General features: G+C 70.8%; 17 protein-coding genes. 10 read left to right on the forward strand and 7 right to left on the reverse strand.

The window, feature by feature from the left end; genetic code table 11:
• Positions 1 to 9: 9 nt before the first annotated feature.
• Both OC490_RS36555 and OC490_RS36560 read right to left on the reverse strand, forming a co-directional pair.
• Entirely contained in the window at positions 10 to 1,869 is a 1,860-nt protein-coding gene (locus tag OC490_RS36555) for an AAA family ATPase (protein WP_262062348.1), read from the reverse strand.
• Between the two features lie 433 nt (positions 1,870 to 2,302).
• A complete protein-coding gene (locus tag OC490_RS36560) occupies positions 2,303 to 2,923 on the reverse strand; it encodes a uridine kinase (RefSeq protein ID WP_262062349.1) in 621 nt (206 codons plus the stop codon).
• A gap of 229 nt (positions 2,924 to 3,152) precedes the next feature.
• Between OC490_RS36560 and OC490_RS36565 the strand changes: the two genes are divergently transcribed.
• The 6 genes from OC490_RS36565 (at position 3,153) to OC490_RS36590 (ending at position 9,451) form a co-directional block, all read left to right on the forward strand.
• Positions 3,153 to 4,523 carry a peptidase C39 family protein gene (locus OC490_RS36565; RefSeq protein WP_262062350.1) on the forward strand — a complete coding sequence of 457 codons (1,371 nt, stop codon included), beginning with the start codon at positions 3,153 to 3,155 and terminating at the stop codon, positions 4,521 to 4,523.
• A 101-nt stretch (positions 4,524 to 4,624) separates the two neighbouring features.
• Positions 4,625 to 4,771: an SCO1431 family membrane protein gene (locus OC490_RS36570; protein ID WP_262062351.1), complete on the forward strand. Its 147-nt coding sequence runs from the start codon at positions 4,625 to 4,627 to the stop codon at positions 4,769 to 4,771.
• A 65-nt stretch (positions 4,772 to 4,836) separates the two neighbouring features.
• Positions 4,837 to 5,496, forward strand: coding sequence for a TetR/AcrR family transcriptional regulator (locus OC490_RS36575; protein WP_200708867.1), 660 nt, complete (start codon positions 4,837 to 4,839; stop codon positions 5,494 to 5,496).
• Between the two features lie 229 nt (positions 5,497 to 5,725).
• Positions 5,726 to 6,907, forward strand: a complete 1,182-nt coding sequence (locus OC490_RS36580) for an acyl-CoA dehydrogenase (protein ID WP_262062352.1) — start codon at positions 5,726 to 5,728, stop codon at positions 6,905 to 6,907.
• Positions 6,908 to 7,241: 334 nt separating this feature from the next.
• On the forward strand, positions 7,242 to 8,342 hold the full coding sequence (locus OC490_RS36585) for a hypothetical protein (protein WP_262062353.1): 1,101 nt from the start codon (positions 7,242 to 7,244) through the stop codon (positions 8,340 to 8,342).
• 14 nt (positions 8,343 to 8,356) lie between these two features.
• Positions 8,357 to 9,451, forward strand: a complete 1,095-nt coding sequence (locus tag OC490_RS36590; protein WP_262062354.1) for a phosphotransferase family protein — start codon at positions 8,357 to 8,359, stop codon at positions 9,449 to 9,451.
• 10 nt (positions 9,452 to 9,461) lie between these two features.
• On the opposite strand, the gene OC490_RS36595 is transcribed toward OC490_RS36590, so the two are convergent.
• Positions 9,462 to 9,896 carry a hypothetical protein gene (locus OC490_RS36595; RefSeq protein ID WP_262062355.1) on the reverse strand — a complete coding sequence of 145 codons (435 nt, stop codon included), beginning with the start codon at positions 9,894 to 9,896 and terminating at the stop codon, positions 9,462 to 9,464.
• A 269-nt stretch (positions 9,897 to 10,165) separates the two neighbouring features.
• Between OC490_RS36595 and OC490_RS36600 the strand changes: the two genes are divergently transcribed.
• From OC490_RS36600 to fxsA, 4 genes are all read left to right on the forward strand, one after another.
• Complete coding sequence (locus OC490_RS36600) at positions 10,166 to 10,606, forward strand: Lrp/AsnC family transcriptional regulator (RefSeq protein ID WP_200708861.1); 441 nt, start codon at positions 10,166 to 10,168, stop codon at positions 10,604 to 10,606.
• Between the two features lie 47 nt (positions 10,607 to 10,653).
• Entirely contained in the window at positions 10,654 to 12,255 is a 1,602-nt protein-coding gene (locus OC490_RS36605) for an amidohydrolase (RefSeq protein WP_262062356.1), read from the forward strand.
• Between the two features lie 534 nt (positions 12,256 to 12,789).
• A complete protein-coding gene (locus OC490_RS36610) occupies positions 12,790 to 13,602 on the forward strand; it encodes a polyprenol monophosphomannose synthase (RefSeq protein WP_262062357.1) in 813 nt (270 codons plus the stop codon).
• 72 nt (positions 13,603 to 13,674) lie between these two features.
• Positions 13,675 to 14,235 (forward strand): FxsA family membrane protein, encoded by a 561-nt coding sequence (fxsA, locus tag OC490_RS36615; protein WP_262062358.1) that lies wholly within the window; start codon positions 13,675 to 13,677, stop codon positions 14,233 to 14,235.
• 135 nt (positions 14,236 to 14,370) lie between these two features.
• Here fxsA and OC490_RS36620 read toward each other — a convergent pair whose 3' ends face one another.
• The 4 genes from OC490_RS36620 to OC490_RS36635 form a co-directional block, all read right to left on the reverse strand.
• Positions 14,371 to 14,745 carry an RNA polymerase-binding protein RbpA gene (locus OC490_RS36620; protein WP_003977404.1) on the reverse strand — a complete coding sequence of 125 codons (375 nt, stop codon included), beginning with the start codon at positions 14,743 to 14,745 and terminating at the stop codon, positions 14,371 to 14,373.
• A 255-nt stretch (positions 14,746 to 15,000) separates the two neighbouring features.
• Positions 15,001 to 16,350 carry an MFS transporter gene (locus tag OC490_RS36625; RefSeq protein ID WP_262062359.1) on the reverse strand — a complete coding sequence of 450 codons (1,350 nt, stop codon included), beginning with the start codon at positions 16,348 to 16,350 and terminating at the stop codon, positions 15,001 to 15,003.
• Between the two features lie 40 nt (positions 16,351 to 16,390).
• Positions 16,391 to 17,158: a glycerophosphodiester phosphodiesterase gene (locus OC490_RS36630; RefSeq protein ID WP_262062360.1), complete on the reverse strand. Its 768-nt coding sequence runs from the start codon at positions 17,156 to 17,158 to the stop codon at positions 16,391 to 16,393.
• Positions 17,155 to 17,844, reverse strand: coding sequence for a YczE/YyaS/YitT family protein (locus OC490_RS36635; RefSeq protein WP_262062361.1), 690 nt, complete (start codon positions 17,842 to 17,844; stop codon positions 17,155 to 17,157). Before OC490_RS36635 ends, OC490_RS36630 begins: the two co-directional genes overlap by 4 nt.
• Between the last annotated feature and the right edge of the window lie 35 nt (positions 17,845 to 17,879).

The raw sequence follows: 17,879 nt of genomic DNA on the forward strand, positions 1-17,879 counted from the left end.
GCGTACCACTCAGCCCTCGGCGGGCCCCCGCCCGGACAACACCTCTCCATACGCCTGCATCAGATCCGGCAGCCGCAACGTCGACAGATCGTCCCGCGACAACATCCCGGGATACACCGACAACCGCAGATCCCGATACGCGCAGCTCTTCTCGTACAGCGTCCGCAGGAACCGCCCGTTCCCCAGTTCGTCGATCCAGCCCTGATCCACCACGTGCCCGGCGATGGACCGCAGTTCGTCCAGGGCTTCCTCGTCCCACACGTCCCCGTTCTCCGCGGCCAACACCTCACCGATGGAGGTGAGTTCGAGAGGCCGGTACGAAGGAAAGTCGACGCGGGTGGTGAACCGGGACGACAGCCCGGGGTTGGCGGCCAGCAACCGGTCCATGCCCTCCGGGTAGCCGGCCAGTATCACCACGAGGTGGTCGCGGTTGTCCTCGGCCCGCTTCAGCAACACCTGCAGGGCCTCGTCGCCGTACGCGTCGCCCTTGCCGTAACCGGAGTTGGAGAGCGAGTACGCCTCGTCCACGAACAGGACACCGCCGATCGCGGAGTCGATCAACTCGTTGGCTTTCACGGCCGTTTGGCCGAGGTACTCGCCGACCAGATCGGCCCGCTGCGCCTCGACGAGATGGTCGCCGCCGAGCAGCCCGAGCGCGTAGAAGACGCGGCCGAGTATGCGGGCCACGGTGGTCTTGCCGGTGCCCGAGGGACCGGAGAAGACGAAGTGCCGTTTCGGCGGCTGCACCGGCAGCCCCTGCCCGGCACGCAGCCGGGCCATGTTCAACTGGGCGGACAGCGCCTTGACTTGGCGCTTGACCGGCTCCAACCCCACCATGCGCTCCAGCTCGTTGAGCGCCTCCTCCAATAAGACGGGGTCGGTGGGACCGGTCGGCAGCGGCAGGACCGGATTAGAGGTCTTCTCGCGCACGGAGTCGGCCACCGAGGGCAGCGGACCGGTCGGCGGAAGACCGGGCTCCGACAGCTTCAGGTCGCGCCCCTCCGCACCGAACAGCGGATCGAGCCCGTCCGGGCCCTCCAGCGCGTCCTGCCCGCCGGAGAGCGTGATCGCCGCGAGGTCGGTCACGTCCTCGGAGCCGTCGTACCCGTCGGAGTCGGTGATCGCGGCGAGCCGCGCCGAGGTGTCCATGAACGCGGGGTCGACGCGGTGTACCGCCCGGTACAGCGGGAGTGCGGCGGCGCTGCGGCCGGTGCCCTCGTGGGCCCGCGCCAGCCAGTACCGCAACTCCTTGCGCTGCGGCTGTTCGCTGCGACAGCGCATCAGCGCGGAGGACAGCAGCGGCTCGGCCTGGCCGTACATCTCAAGCCGTACCCGGGCCATCCCGCCGAACAACCCGGCCTCGATGCCCAGGAGTTGGTCGTTCAGCAGCGGATCGGTGTGCCGGACCAGCTGCTCCCAGTCCTTGACCAGATAGGCGCGGCAGGCGTGCAGGAAGCGGACCTGGTGGTCGGTGTCGACGGGCGGCAGCCCGGCCAACGCCCGGTCCAGTTCGGGTACATGGCGGCCGTCCAGCCAGTGCGAGGCGTGCGCGAGCAGCAGATCGCGCGGGCTCTCCAGCACGGGCTGCACCCACCAGCCGAGCCAGTACCAGGAGTTGAGCGTCCGGCGGTGTCTGGTGCGCTGTTCCCCGAAGCGTTCCCGGTGCCGGTACATCCGCAGCAGCGCGGTGGTCGTGTCGACGCGCAGCGCGTGCAGTCCGAGCCAGCCGTCGGCCATCCCGGGATCCATCCGTACCGCGGTGCGGAACTCCTCCTCCGCCTGCGGATAAGCGCCCATCGTGTAGGCGTCCACGCCTCGCAGCCACGCGAGGTCGGCCGGGGCCTCGGGGCCCTGCGTGCCGAAGTCCATCACGTCCCCCCACAAACCGTGCCCCCGTTGATTCACCGCCGGGCCGGCGCCCGTCGGCAGTCTGGGTCGAACCGCTGTGCCGCGGACGGGAGTTGCCGTGGTGCGCGAAGCAGCCGTCCGTTGGTCGCACCCTGGGCATCGTACCTGCGGGGCAGTCGCCCATCGAAGGGTGCCGCACAGGCCGTTTGGCGAGGTGGGAGCAGATGGGGCGCACTCAGGATGGTGACCCAGGGTGAGCGAATCACGGGTCGTAGCGGCCGGAAACGGCGCTGAGAGCAGAACGAAGCCCCCGATCACGGGGGAACAACCGGGGGCTTCGCGACTCTGGGCGGCTCCGAACGGCCGCACATTCAGAACGTAAGACCTGTACGGCCCCTGGGTCAAGCCGAGTTGAGGCACTCAGGCAAGTTCGCGCATGACGGTCTTCACAAGTTCAGCACACTGCGGGCGGTCCGTCACCGTGGGTGATTTCGTGGTCCGGTCCAATCGTCCCGGAGGGCCCCGGCAGCACCTCGTACCCCTTCAGCAACTGCCGCACCAGGAAGTCCGCATAAGGCCGCGAAGGGTCCTCGGTGAAGTGTTCGAGTTCCGCCTCGACCCACCCGTCCCAGAAGTCCCGTTGCTCGCTCCCGTCCCGCAGTCGTCCCCGTGCCCAGGACTCCTCCCGGGGTAGCTCCATCCACAGCAGCCCCGCGAGGAACGGCCGTACCGCCCGGCGTCCGGCGCCGACGCCCTCGATCAGGACCACGGGTGCGGACGGCAGTGCGCGAGGTGGTCCGAAGCGTCGGGTGTGCCAGTCGTAGGGGGCGTAGTGGGCGCTCTCGGCGCGGCCGAGCGGTGTGATCACCTGGCTCAGGAGCCGGTCGGTCCAGCCGAAGAGTTCGTCGTGCGTGGCGAGGTCGTCCAGGTGCAGCACGGGCGCCTGGCCCAGGGCCGCGGCCAGCCGCCCGGCGAACGTGGACTTCCCGGACCCCGCGTGCCCGTCGACACCGACGAGCCGGACCGGGCCGCAGGACGGGGGCAGCCGACGGAGCCGGTGGGCGAGGTCGTGCATGAGGGGTCCCGGAGGTCGTGGGCCGATGCCGCAGGTCGCCCCGGCATTCTACGGAGCGGCGGGCTGCGCCCCAGGTCATGCCGCTGGTCGACGCCAGTGGTCGAGACCAATATTGGTAGGCGTGACATGGCTCGCGGTGCTGGCAGGGGCATGCCGTCGGCGTACATAGTTGGCGCACAACCGTGCACTGGATCTGTCCCGACTCGGAACGCCTGGGGGTCTTCCGCAAATGAGCAGAGCCGAACATCCGTCCCGCAGAACCGTCCTGGCCGCGGCGGTCGGCGCCGCCGTGGTGAGCGGCACGGGCCCCGCGACCGCGGACACCACGACCGTCACCGACGCCGACACCGACCGTGGGCCCGCCCCGACCCCCACGGTCGACAACCACGCGTGGACCACCTACGACGACTGGTGCCGCGGTACCGCCCGGGGCACCCGGGCCGTCCCGGGCTCGCGCCCCGGCCTCGGCATCGGCGCCGCCCTCGGCAGCGTCGACTACACGGACCCGCACACCGGCAGGACGGCCGCCTGGGAGTACGCGACCTGGACGTCCCCCGTCCACAGGCTCGCCGTCCCCGCGACGGAGGCCATCGCCTCCTGGAACGCGCACACCCCCGCCGGCACCTGGATCCAGGTCGAGCTGCGCGGCACGTACTCCGACGGCACGGACACCCCCTGGTACGTGATGGGCCGCTGGGCCGCGGGCGACCAGGACATCAAGCGGACCTCCGTCGACGACCAGAAGGACGGGAAGTCCGCCGTCTGGACGGACACCTTCGCGATCGACGACGCGACCACGGGCCTGCGCCTGGCGTCGTACCGGCTGCGTCTGACCCTCTACCGCAAGCCCGGCACCAAGCTCACCCCCATCGTGTGGCGGCTGGGTGCGATGGGCTCGGACGTCCCCGACCGCTTCACCGTCCCGGCCTCCGTACCCGGACTCGCCCAGGAGCTGATCGTCCCGCGCTACTCGCAGGAGATCCACATCGGCCAGTACCCCGAGTACGACAACGGCGGCGAGGCCTGGTGCAGCCCCACCTCCTCGCAGATGATCATCGAGTACTGGGGCGGCCGGCTCACCCCGGAGCAACTGGCCTGGGTCGACTCGTCCTACGCCGACCCGCAGGTCGACAACGCGGCCCGCTTCACCTACGACCACCAGTACCAGGGCTGCGGCAACTGGCCGTTCAACGTCGCCTACGCGGCGACGTTCCGGGACCTCCAGGGCGTGGTCACCCGGCTCGGCTCGCTCACCGACCTGGAGACGCTGATCGCGGCGGGCATCCCGGCCATAACGTCCCAGTCGTTCCTCAGCAGCGAGCTGACCGGCGCGGGGTACGGCACCTCCGGCCATCTGATGACCGTGATCGGCTTCACCGCCGCCGGTGACGTGATCGCCAACGACCCCAACTCGCCCAGCGATCCGGCCGTCCGGCGCGTCTACGAGCGCCGCGAGTTCGAGAACATCTGGCTGCGCACCAAGCGGTACAACGCCTCCGGCAACCTCTCCTCCGGTACCGGCGGGGTCTGTTACCTCTACTTCCCGGCGCGGCCGACCGCCCGCCAGCGCACCGCTCTCGCGGCGGTGGGGGTGCGCTGACCACGGGGCTGTGACCAAGGTCTCCGGTGCGGAAGGCGATATGGATGGCAAGGTGGACAGAACGGGGGAGTCCACCGCACATCCGACCTCTGTGAGCCACCATGACCGCACACTCGGCCGGCGCCACCCGCGCCCGCACCCGCACCGGCGGCCCCAAGGGCGACGGCCCGAAGATCGTCGAACACGTCATGGGCTGGACCCTCGTCGTGGTGATCGCGATGCTCGTGACCCAAATCGGCCTGCTGTGACCTGACGCATATCCGACCTGCCATACTGCGGTTGACCAAGCCCAGTTGGAGAGCCAGAGTCGAAATTGGAAATCAGTCAGCAGCGTGACGTCGTACGTCCCAGGGCGCGGGGCACCGAGCGTTCCCTGGCGCGCCGCGCCGAACTCATCGCCATTGGCCGGAAGTTGTTCGCCGACACGTCCTACGACGCGCTGTCCATGGACGACATCGCGCGACAGGCCCATGTCGCCAAGGGGCTGATCTACTACTACTTCCAGTCCAAGCGCGGCTATTACCTGGCGATCATCAACGACTCCGTCGCCGACCTGGTGACCTTCGCGGCGAGCGGCTTCGAACTGCCCCAACTGGACCGCGTACAGCGCACGATGGACAGCTATCTCCGCTGGGCCGAGCACAACCAGGCCGCCTACCGCACCATCGTCAGCGGCGGCGTCGGCTTCGACACCGAGGTGCACGCCATCCGCGACGGCGTGCGCGCGGCCATCGTCGAGACCATCGCCGCCGGGGCCTACGGCCGCAGCGACATCTCCCGTCTCGCGCGCATGGGCCTGTTCGGCTGGGTGTGCAGCGTCGAGGGCGCGACCCTGGAGTGGATCAGCGGCCCCGACCTGTCCCGCGAGACGATGCGCGAGCTCCTCGTGAAGACCCTGGGCGGCACCCTGCGCGCCATCGAGGAACTGGACCCGACGTATCCGGCGCCGGCGCCCGCCCGCCGGGACGGCTGAACAGGCGCTCCCGACCAGTTCCGGACGACCGGGTTATTCTCGAAGTGAGCGGTCGTTAACTGGTGACGAGAGACCTCCGATCGGGCATACTCACAGCGCAGAGCCGCTGGTCAGCCGCTTCCGAGACCCGGGAGCGGGAGCAGCGGCCGTACCCGTGCGATATCCGGCGGAGTCGCCTCGACCCCAGGCGCGCGCCCGCCGATGTCCCGACAGGGAGGAGAGCGTCGCCATGCCCGACCGCGCCCCGCAGCCGGTGGACCGGCAACTGCCCACGGACGAGGCCCGGGATCTGATCTCGCTGGTCCGCGACATCGCGCAGCGTGAGATCGCCCCGAGGGCGGCCGAGGAAGAGGACGCCGGACGCTTCCCGCGCGAGGTCTTCACCCTGCTCTCCGAGTCCGGACTGCTCGGCCTGCCGTACGACTCCGAGTACGGCGGCGGCGACCAGCCGTACGAGGTCTACCTCCAGGTACTCGAAGAGCTCGCGGCGGCCCGCCTCACCGTCGGCCTCGGCGTCAGCGTCCACTCCCTGTCCTGCCACGCGCTGGCCAACTACGGCACCAAGCAGCAGCAGGTCGAGCACCTGCCCGCGATGCTCGGCGGCGGACTGCTGGGCGCCTACTGCCTCTCCGAGCCGTCCTCCGGCTCCGACGCGGCCTCCCTGCGCACCAGAGCCGTGCGCGACGGTGAGGACTGGGTGATCGACGGCACCAAGGCCTGGATCACGCACGGCGGCATCGCCGACTTCTACACGGTCATGGCCCGCACCGGCGAGGACGGCCCGCGCGGGATCAGCGCCTTCCTGGTGCCCGGTGACGCGCCCGGCCTGAGCGGCGCGGTGCCGGAGAGGAAGATGGGCATGAAGGGCTCGCCCACCGCCCAGGTCCACTTCGACGGCGTCCGCGTCCCCGAAGAGCGGCGCCTCGGCGAGGAGGGCCAGGGCTTCGCGATCGCCCTGTCCGCGCTGGACTCCGGGCGGCTCGGCATCGCGGCCTGCGCGATCGGCCTGGCGCAGGCGGCACTCGACGAGGCGGTGGCGTACGCGACCGGACGGCAGCAGTTCGGGCGGCCCATCTCCGACTTCCAGGGGCTGCGCTTCATGCTCGCCGACATGGCCACCCAGATCGAGGCGGGCCGGGCGCTCTACCTCGCGGCGGCCCGGCTGCGCGACGCGGGCCGGCCGTTCGCCAAACAGGCCGCCATGGCCAAGCTGCACTGCACCGACACCGCGATGAAGGCCACCATCGACGCCGTCCAGGTGCTCGGCGGATACGGCTACACCGCGGACTTCCCGGTGGAGCGCTACATGCGCGAGGCCAAGGTCCTGCAGATCGTCGAGGGCACCAACCAGATCCAGCGCATGGTCATCGCCCGCCACCTGGCGGGTCCTGAAGCCCACCGAACTGGCTGAGCCCGACCGGAGGTTCCGCCAGCCGCACCCACTCCGGATCGTGCCGTCCCGGCAGGGTGCGGCCCCGGTCGGCCCAAGTCCGCATGAGATCACGGTAGATGGGTGGGTCCAGCGGCTGCGGCGGCGCCGGCTGGGCGGGCGCGGGGACGAAGATGCGGCGCCGGCGCTCGGTCGACGCATAGGTGGTGGTCATACCCGGGCAACGTAAAGGCCCGTTGACAGGTCACCGGCGCGGGTATTCGAGCGTGAGTTCACCGGCGTACGGGTCCCGGCTCTGGCTACCGCACACAACCTGACGTACCGTCACCTCCACTGTCCCCAGGGGAGGTTAGCCGTGGCAGACGACCGTCCCGTGCCCCTCGACGAGTACCCCGTGCACCAGGTCCCCCTGTCGATGAAGCACGTCGCGACCGGCGACCGCAACGCCTACGACCGCTGCATCTTCCACGTCCTCGACCACGAGGGCCGCGCCCTGCTCATCCTCGGCCTCGGCGTCTACCCCAACGTCGGCGTGATCGACGCCTACGCCACCCTCCGCACCGGCGACACACTGCACGCCGTCCGCGCCTCGGACGCCCTCGGCGACGACCGCATGCACCTCGCGGTCGGCCCCCTGCGCATCGAGGTCGAGGAGCCACTGCGCCGACTGCGCCTTCGCTCCGACGACAACTCCCTCTCGTACGACCTCACTTGGACCGCCGAGTTCCCCGCGCTGTGGGAACCCCACCACGTCCAGTACCGCGGCGACCGGCTCACCCTCGAAGGGCGCCGCTTCGTCCAGGCGGGCGGTGTGGAGGGCGTGATCCGCGCCGGTGACGAGGAGTTCCGGGTCACCGCCGACGGCTGGACCGGTACCCGCGACCGCAGTTGGGGCGTGCGGCCCATCCCCGGCGAGGAGGGCGGTCGGCTCGCCGCGGACCACCCGACCGAGGGCTTCCACTGGATCTGGTGCCCGGTCCGCTTCGAGGACCGCTTCCTCATGGTCGTCGTCCAGGAGGACGCCGACGGCCACCGCGCCCTGAACGAGGCGACCGTCGTCCGCCCCGGCCACCGCGACCGCCAACTCGGCTGGCCCCAGGCCGAGATCACCTACCGCCCCGGCACCCGCCACCCCGAGCGCGCCCTCGTCCACCTCGGTGACGCCCGCAAACCGCAGGAACTCGACGTGGAGATCCTGACCTCGTCCCCGCTCGCGATCGGCGCCGGCTACCCACCCGCCGACGACTGGCAGCACGGCACCTGGCAAGGCCGGGACTGGACCGACCGGCGCACCTACGACCTCACCCGTCCGAACCCGCTCGCCGCCTACGGCGTCACCGACCACGCCGCCCGCTTCCGCCTCGACGGCCAGGTGGGCCACGGCATCTTCGAGCACGGCTCCTTCGGCCGCCACGACCCGAGCGGCTTCACCGGCTTCGACTCGGTTGCCCCGTAGGGGAGTTAACGCACATGGCCACGGCACCCCGCCCCCGCACGACCACCCGCGACCCCGAGGAACTCGCCCACCGCCTCACCGCCTGGCTCGACACCCGCCTGCCCGGCGCCAAGGCCGTCGACATCACGGTCCCCGCGTCGAACGGCATGTCCAGCGAGACCCTCCTCTTCGACATCGAACACCCCGAACCACCGCTGCGCGCCTGCGCGTTGAGACTCGCGGCCGACCCGGCGGCGTACACCGTCTTCCCGGTCTACGACATGCCGCGCCAGTTCCGCACCATGCGCCTGGTCGCCGACCGCACGGACCTCCCGGTCCCTGAAGTCCGCTGGCTGGAGGAGGACCCGGCCCCGCTCGGCGCCCCGTTCTTCGTCATGGAACGCGTGGCGGGACGGGTACCGCCGGACGTCATGCCCTATACGTACGAGGGCAATTGGCTGCACGCGGCGACCGACGCGGAGCGAGAACGTCTGGAGGCCGCCTCGATCGGACTGATCGCCCGCCTGCACGACCAAGTCCCCTCGGCCGAGGCCGAGTTCCTCGCACTCCCCGGCGAGGGCGACGCGCTCAGCCGCCACGTCGCAGCCCAACGCACCTACTACGAATGGGTCGTTGACGGACTCGCCCGCTCACCGCTCATCGAGAGCGCCTTCGACCGGCTGACCCAACTCTGGCCGGCCGATCCGGGCGAGACGGTCCTCAACTGGGGCGACGCGCGCATCGGGAACATGATCTACGACGGGTTCGACCCCGTCGCCGTCCTCGACTGGGAGATGGCGGCCCCGGCCCCGCGCGAGGTGGACCTCGGCTGGACCGTCTATCTGCACCGCTTCTTCCAGGACCTCACGGCCGCCTTCGGCCAGGCGGGCCTGCCGGAGTTCCTCCGCCGGGACCGGGTGGAGGCCCGGTACGCCGAACTCACCGGCCACACCCCGCGCGACATGGACTTCTACACCCTGTACGCCGCCCTGCGGCACGCGATCGTGATGCTGCGCGTCGCCTACCGGCAGGTGCACTTCGGGGAGACGGCCGTCCCGGCGGACCCGGACACACTGATCCTGCACCACGGCAGCCTGCGGGCCATGGTGCAGGGCAGTTACTGGGGTTGAGCGAGAGCGCTCAGGCGGCGCGGCGCATGTCGGGCACCCGCATCGGACGCGAGCTGGGGCCGCCGACGTGCGAGAAGGGCTGCGTCCGCCAGTCGAGCCCCTGAGGGAGCGTCAACAGCAGCGCGGTGTCCTGCTCCTGGGGTTCCGCGGACTCGTCGGCGGACCGGGCATCGGCCGCCTCACGGCCCGTACCGGCGCAGACCGTCAGCCCGAACGGGTTCCACGGCGAGGCGCACAGCGCGTGCTCCGGCAGGACCTCCTCGTCCGCGAGGAGCGCGATGGGCTGCACGCAGTCCGGGCAGATCACCCGGTACATCTCGAAGGTGTCGTACTCGTCGAGTTCGTCGGCCTCGAAACCGTCGGGTTCGACGCCCTCCGGCTCGGACTCGACGACGAGCTGCGGCCGCTTGGGCGCGGTGCGTCCAGGGCGCTGAAGACTCTGCATGGGTTTCTCCCCCTACTGGGCTGGGCCGTGAAGGCGCTGCGGCCTCGACCACAGCAAGCACTTCCCGTCCCGTCTCCGCGGTAATCACGAGAGCATCACGGAGACCGTTCGAGACCTGTGGCGTTCGTCACATGCCGCCCGCAGATGCCCGGGGCGGTGGATTTGTCCCCAGCTGGCTCACCGGCCGCACTCCGCCACATCACGAACCGGGTATGACCTGCGCCGCTCAGGTATCGAAGGAGATCAGCGGCCATGTAAGTTCTTGCGCCATGGAGGAGCTGGACCGACAAATCGTGCAGCTGCTCGTCAAGGACGGGCGGATGAGCTACACAGACCTGGGCAAGGCCACGGGCCTGTCCACGTCGGCCGTGCACCAGCGGGTGCGCCGGCTGGAACAGCGTGGCGTCATCCGCGGGTATGCCGCGGTCGTCGACCCGGAGGCGGTGGGTCTGCCCATGACCGCCTTCATCTCGGTGACACCGTTCGACCCCAGCGCCCCGGACGACATCGCGGACCGCCTCTCCGGCGTCCCCGAGATCGAGGCCTGCCACAGCGTCGCGGGCGACGAGAACTACATCCTCAAGGTGCGGGTCTCCACCCCGCACGAACTGGAGGAGCTGCTCGCCCGGCTGCGTGGTCTGGCCGGCGTCTCGACCCGCACCACGGTGGTCCTCTCGACGCCGTACGAGGCGCGCCCGCCGCGCATCTGACCGACCTGGGTGCGGGGGCGCGCCGGTGAGGCGCGAGACTGTTCCCCATGAGTGAGCGCACCCCCGAACCGGCCACCGTCCTGCTCCGCCGCGGCGAAGTCCACAGCCCCGCCGACCCGTTCGCGACCGCGATGGTCGTGGAGCGCGGCCAGGTCGCGTGGGTCGGCTCCGAGGGCGCCGCCGACGCGTTCGCGGACGGGGTCGAAGACGTGGTCGACCTCGACGGCGCGCTGGTCACCCCGGCGTTCACCGACGCACACGTGCACACCACCGCCACCGGCCTCGCGCTCACCGGCCTCGACCTGTCCGACGCGCCCTCCCTGGAGACGGCCCTGTCCCTCGTCCGGGACTTCGCCGCCGCCCGCCCGGCCGACCGCGTCCTGCTCGGCCACGGCTGGGACGCCGCCCGCTGGCCCGGGGGCCGCCCGCCGACCCGCGCCGAACTCGACGCGGCGACCGGCGGACGCCCGCTCTACCTCTCCCGTATCGACGTCCACTCCGCGGTCGTCACCACGGCCCTGCTCGACCTGGTCCCCGGCTTCGAGGCCCCGGACGGCCCCCTGACCGCCGACGCCCATCACGCCGTCCGCGCCACCGCGCTCGCCGCCATCACCCCGGAGCAGCGCGTCGAGGCCCAGCGCACCGCCCTCGCCCACGCGGCCTCCCTGGGCGTCGGCTCGGTCCACGAGTGCGCCGGGCCCGAGATCTCCTCCGAGGACGACTTCACGGGCCTGCTGCGGCTCGCCGCCGAGGAGCCGGGGCCGCGGGTCGTCGGCTACTGGGCCGAGCAGGACGTCGCGAAGGCACGGGAGCTGGGCGCCGTAGGAGCGGCCGGGGACCTCTTCGTGGACGGGGCGCTCGGCTCGCACACCGCCTGTCTGCATCAGCCGTACGACGACGCCGGGCACACCGGTATTGCCTACCTGGACGCGGACGCCGTCGCCGCCCATGTCGTCGCCTGCACCGAGGCGGGCCTCCAGGCGGGCTTCCACGCCATCGGGGACGCCGCCGTGACCGCCGTGGTCGACGGCGTCCGCGCAGCCGCCGAGAAGGTCGGCCTGGCCCGCGTCCGCGCCGCCCGGCACCGCGTCGAACACGCCGAGATGCTCACCCCGGAGACCATCGCGGCCTTCGCCGAACTGGGCCTGACGGCCTCCGTGCAGCCCGCCTTCGACGCGCTGTGGGGCGGCGAGGAGGGCATGTACGCCCAGCGGCTGGGCCGGGAGCGGGCGCGTGCCCTGAACCCCTTCGCGGCCCTGCTCCGGGCCGGTGTCCCGCTCGCCTTCGGCTCCGACAGCCCGGTCACCCCGGTCGACCCCTGGGGCACGGTCCGCGCCGCCGCGTTCCACCGGACGGCTGAACACCGCGTCTCCGCGCGGGCCGCGTTCACCGCACATACGCGGGGCGGCTGGCGGGCCGTAGGACGGGACGACGCGGGTGTTCTGGTGCCGGGCGCGCCCGCCGACTACGCCGTCTGGCGGACCGACGCCCTGGTGGTGCAGGCGCCCGACGACCGGGTCGCGCGCTGGTCGACCGACCCGCGCTCCGGCACACCCGGACTGCCCGACCTGACACCGGGCGGCGAGCTTCCCGTCTGCCTGCGCACCGTCGTGGGCGGACGGACGGTGTTCGTACGGCCGGGCGAGTGATCTCCCGGGGTGGCGCGCCCCCGATCCACGCCCGCCGCCCTGTCGTGCGACCTGCGCATCCTCTGCCCTGACCAGCCAGTTGAGGGAGAAAGCGCAGATCAGACGGCTGTTGACAGGCGGGCGCAGGGGGCCGGTAGGTTCGTCCGAGTCCACCACCGGACGCCCGACCGGGGAACCTCCGAACAATCGCCGAAGCGCCGCTGGGTCAGGGACGGTGTGCCGCACCGGGGCACCGCCACTGGGAGCCAGGCTCAGCGCCCGCGCCACGGCGAGGGAACGTTCCGGCCGGTCGGCTGGTGTGACCCGGGTGGGGCCCGGACGTCCAGTAGACAACGGCTTTGGTCGATCCGCAGCCGGCGGGTCCCAGGTCGGCCCGAAGGGCGCCGGGCCCCCATCCGCAGCACACCAGTACGCAAAAGAGTCAGTCTTACCCCGTTCTTGTCGAATCGACACCACCGTACGAACGACGTGGCACGTCATCCCAGGCGGCGGCCACTATGGTGGACGCCTGCGTACGGACATGAAGGGGCAGCAGTGAACGACGGCGACGGAGCCCTCGCGGCACAGGCCCAGGGGCGTAAGTTCGGCCCGCTCGGCACGGCCTTGGTGATCATCCCGACCTACAACGAGGCGGAGAACATCAAGTCCATCGTCGGGCGGGTGCGGAAGTCGGTTCCCGAGGCTCATGTCCTCGTGGCCGACGACAACAGCCCCGACGGCACGGGCAAGCTGGCCGACGAGCTGGCGGCCGAGGACGAACAGGTCCAGGTACTGCACCGCAAGGGCAAGGAGGGCCTCGGCGCCGCCTACCTCGCGGGCTTCCGCTGGGGCATCGACAACGGCTACGGCGTCCTCGTCGAGATGGACGCCGACGGCTCCCACCGGCCCGAGGAGCTGCCCCGGCTGCTCACCGCCCTCAAGGGCGCGGACCTGGTGCTCGGCTCCCGCTGGGTGCCCGGCGGCCGGGTGGTGAACTGGCCCAAGTCCCGCGAGTTCATCTCCCGCGGCGGCAGCCTCTACTCACGCGTGGCCCTGGACCTGCCGCTGCGCGACATCACGGGCGGCTACCGCGCCTTCCGCAAGGAGACCCTCGAAGGCCTCGGCCTGGACGACGTGGCCTCCCAGGGCTACTGCTTCCAGGTCGACCTGGCCCGCCGTGCCGTCAAGGCCGGCTACCACGTCGTCGAGGTCCCCATCACCTTCGTGGAGCGCGAACACGGCGACTCCAAGATGAGCCGCGACATCCTCGTCGAGGCCCTGTGGCGGGTCACCACGTGGGGCGTGGGGGAGCGGGTCGGCAAGCTCCGCGGTCGGCGCAACTCCGGAGGAAAGCCCGCACAGCCGTAGCCCCGCAACCTCACAGGCCTCGTTGATCGTCCCCTTATCCCGCACTGAGCCGGGCCCAGGCACACTGGACGTATGACGACTGGCGCATCCACCCCTTCCTCCGCCGCCCGGCCCCCGCGTTCCCGGCTGCGTACGTTCCTGCCGCTGGGCATCGCGGCGTGGCTGGTGCTGGAGATCTGGCTGCTGACCGTGGTGGCGGGCGCGTCGAGCGGTCTTACGGTCTTCCTGCTGCTGCTCGCCGGGTTCGTGCTCGGCGCGGTGGTGATCAAGCGGGCGGGCCGGCGGGCCTTCCAGAACCTGAGCCAGGCCGTGCAGCAGGGCACCGCCCCGGCGAGCGGCGGTGGCAGCGGCCTGATGATGCTGGGCGGCCTGCTGCTGATGATCCCGGGGCTGATCTCGGACGCGGCCGGGCTGCTCCTGCTGGTCCCGCCGGTCCAGAAGGCCCTGGGGCGCTACGCGGAGCGCACGGTCGAGCGGAAGCTGCGCAAGGCCGCCCCCGGCACCCTCGGGGACGCGTTCCAGCAGGCCCGGATGCACCGCCCGGACGGCAAGGTCGTCCAGGGTGAGGTCATCATCCGGGACGAGCCCGGCGGTGACGCCCCGCAGGGCCCGCGCCCGCCGCTCACCGGCTGATCGCCCGCCGCTCACCCGGCTGGCCGGGACACGCGGACACGCAAAAGCGCGGGCGCCGTACAGGTTCGTACGGCGCCCGCGCTTACTTGCTTGTGCTACTTGCGTGTGCGGTAGAACCGCTCCGCACCTCCGGGACTAGGCCGACTTGCGGCTGTCCCTCGGGTGAACCGCGATATTCATCGCGCCGGAACGGAGAACGGCAAGACGCTCCTCGAGGACCTCTTCGAGTTCCTCGCGGGTGCGCCGCTCCATCAGCATGTCCCAGTGGGTACGCGCGGGCTTGGCCTTCTTTTCCTCAGGGCCGTCGCCGTCGACCAGGAGTGCCTGGGCCCCGCAGACCTTGCACTCCCACTCCGGCGGAATCTCCGCCTCGACCGAGAAGGGCATCTCAAAGCGATGTCCCTTCTCGCATGCGTACTCCACGGCCTGGCGTGGTGCCAGGTCGATACCGCGGTCCGTCTCGTAGCTGGTCACCACGAGGCGCGTGCCGCGAAGAGCTCGCTCACTCATGAATCGTGCCTCCCGGGCTTGTCGCCCACAGGACAGGTGTCGCTGTCGTCGTCATCCGGTCAACGTCCGGTCGGCGGTAAAGATTCCCGTACGGGGTCATGCGTCGCCGTCGTAGCCGCCCCTTGTTGTACCCACCAGCGCCCGGTTTGTCACATCTACTAGCAGATGTCACCTAGCGATTCGTCATCTTTGACGCGCAGTAACGGTACGCCAGGCAGGCCAAACGCGTACACTACCGCCCTTTCGCCTCCAGCGCTAAATCCTCTCGGGAAGAGGATTACCCGCGTCGTTGATCGCCCGTGCCACCGGAACCCGCGCTAGCAGCACGAATCCCACGATGAAGAAGGCCACCAGGGAGATGATCGCGTCCCGATAACTTCCGGTCAGCTGGTACGTCACCCCGAACAGAAGTGGGCCCAGCCAGCTCATGCCCCGATCGCTCATCTCGTACGCCGAGAAGTACTCGGCCTCTTTGCCGGGCGGCACCAGATGCGAGAACAGGGACCGGGACAGCGCCTGGCTGCCGCCCAGGACGAGGCCGATCCCGGCGGCCAGCACGAAGAACCAGACGGGCGCGCCGGCGGGCAGGAAGTACCCGGCGGCCAGCGTCACCGTCCACGCCACCAGCGAGCCGAGAATCGTCCGCTTGGCCCCGTAGGTCCGGGCGAGTCGCCCCATCCCTAGCGCGCCCGCCACCGCCAGCACCTGGACCATCAGCACGGCCGTGATGAGCGTCGACTGACTCAGGCCCAGTTCCTCGGAGCCGTACACGGACGCCTGGGAGATCACCGTCTGGATGCCGTCGTTGTAGATCAGGTAGGCGAACAGGAAGGCCAGGGTGAGCGGTTTGCCCCGCATGTCCCGGACGGTTGCCGCGAGCTGCCGCCAGCCCTGCGCCGTGGGCGCCTCGGACGTCGTACGGCCGCGGTCGCGGAGCCGTTTCAGCGGTACGAGGGTGAAGGCGCCCCACCAGATGCCGGCCGAGGCGAGACAGATGCGGACCGCCATCGACTCGGACAGGCCGAAGGAGTCGTGGGCGGTGAACAGGACCAGGTTCGCGACGAGGACCAGGGAGCCGGCCGCGTAGCCGAAGGCCCAGCCGCGGGAGGAGACCGCGTCGCGCTCCTCGGGTGGGGCGATCTGCGGGAGATAGGAGTTGTACACGACCATCGAGACGGCCACGGAGGAGTTGGCGACGATCAGCAGGAAGCCGCCCAGGAGATAGCGGTCGCCGTCCAGGAAGAACAGGCCCGTGGTGGCCGTCGCGCCCACATAGGCGGCGAGCGCCAGGATCGGCTTCTTGCGGCCCGTACGGTCCGCCGCCGCGCCCGCCAGGGGCATGACGAGGATCGACACGATCACGGACGCGGAGACGGTGTAGGCGAAGAAGGAGCCCGCCCGGACCGGTATCCCCAGGGGATGCACGAACCCGTCCGGGTCCGCCGCCGACTTCGCGACCGAGGTCAGATAGGGGCCCAGGAACACGGTGAGCACGCTCGTCGAGTAGACGGAACAGGCCCAGTCGTAGAAGTACCAGCCGCGCTGTTCGCGCCGCCGCTCGGTGGCCTCGTCGGCCGCCGGTGACCGCAGGGTGTCGGTACCCACCCATGCCCTCGCTTCCCCGTGAACGCGTCGGCTCCGGGGCTCAGGCCCAGACGCCCCGCTCCACCATGACCTCGCGCAGTGTGTCGATGTGATCGGTCATGATGCCATCGACCCCCAGGTCCAGGAGCCGGTGCATGCGATCGGCCTCGTTGATGGTCCACACGTGGACCTGCACTCCACGCGCGTGTGCCGCCCGAACGAAGCGCCGGTCAACGACGGGGACGCCGGACTGCTCCTCGGGCACCTGTGCGGCCACCGCCGAGCGGCGCACCGGGAGGGGCGCTCCCCAGGAGCGCAGCCGCAGGTTCAGCACCCCGCGCGTGCCGAATGACGTGGCCAGGCGCGGCCCGGCCAGGTGCTGGGCGCGGACCACGCGCTTTTCGGAGAAGGAGCCGACGCAGACCCGGTTCCAGGAGTCGGTGCGTTCCAGAAGGTCCAGGAGGGGGTGGAGCGCCGGCTCCGCCTTGATGTCGACGTTCCAGCGCACCTCGGGGAAGGTCTCCAGCAACTCCTCGAAGAGGGGCACCGGTTCCTTGCCCGCCACGCGCGCGTGGCTCACGTCGGACCAGAACAGGTCCGCGATCCTGCCCGCGCCGTCGGTCACCCGGTCCAGGGTCTCGTCGTGGAAGGCGACGAGCTTCCCGTCCGCCGTGGCGTGGACGTCGGTCTCGATGTACCGGTAGCCCAGCTCGACCGCGCGCCGGAACTGGAACACGGTGTTCTCCAGGCCGTCCGCCGCGCCGCCCCGGTGGGCGAAGGGGATCGGACCGGGATGGTCGAGGTACGGATGACGTATGAGCGTGGTCACCCGGGCAGTATCGCCCGTTCCGGTGACCCCGTGGCTACGACCGTGCTGCCGCCGGATGCCGAGGGGGCGGCGAAGACGCGAAGGAAGAGCTGGGCGAGCGGGCCGATCGCCAGGGCGTAGAGCAGCGTGCCGATGCCCACCGTGCCGCCCAGCGCGAAGCCGGTGGCCACGACGGCCACCTCGATGCCCGTGCGGATCAGACGGATGGAGCGGCCGCTGAGCTTGTGCAGCCCGGTCATCAGCCCGTCGCGCGGGCCCGGTCCGAAGCTCGCGGAGATGTAGAGGCCGGTGGCGACCCCGTTGAGCACAATGCCGGCGATCAGCAGCGGAATCCGTACGGCCAGGCCGTGCGCGTCCGGCACCAGCGCGAGGGTGCCGTCCATGGCCAGGCCGACCATGAACACGTTGGAGACGGTGCCCAGGCCCGGGCGCTGGCGCAGCGGGATCCACAGGAGCAGCACCGCCGCGCCCACGATGATCGAGACGACGCCGATCGTCAGGCCGGTGAGTTCGGCGAGGCCCTGGTGCAGCACGTTCCAGGGCTCCAGGCCCAGGCCGGAGACCACGAGGAGCGCCGAGCTGGCGCCGTACAGAGCGAGTCCGACGTAGAGCTGGACCAACCGTCGACCGAGACGGTTCCGCGTGGACAAGGGGTGCCCCCTGGTGGTGGTAGTGGCCTGACGCATGACACTCTGTGGCTTGAGAACAACCGTCATCCATG

Origin of the sequence: Streptomyces sp. STR69, assembly GCF_024519455.1 — a bacterium.
In the GTDB taxonomy this organism is placed as follows: domain Bacteria; phylum Actinomycetota; class Actinomycetes; order Streptomycetales; family Streptomycetaceae; genus Streptomyces.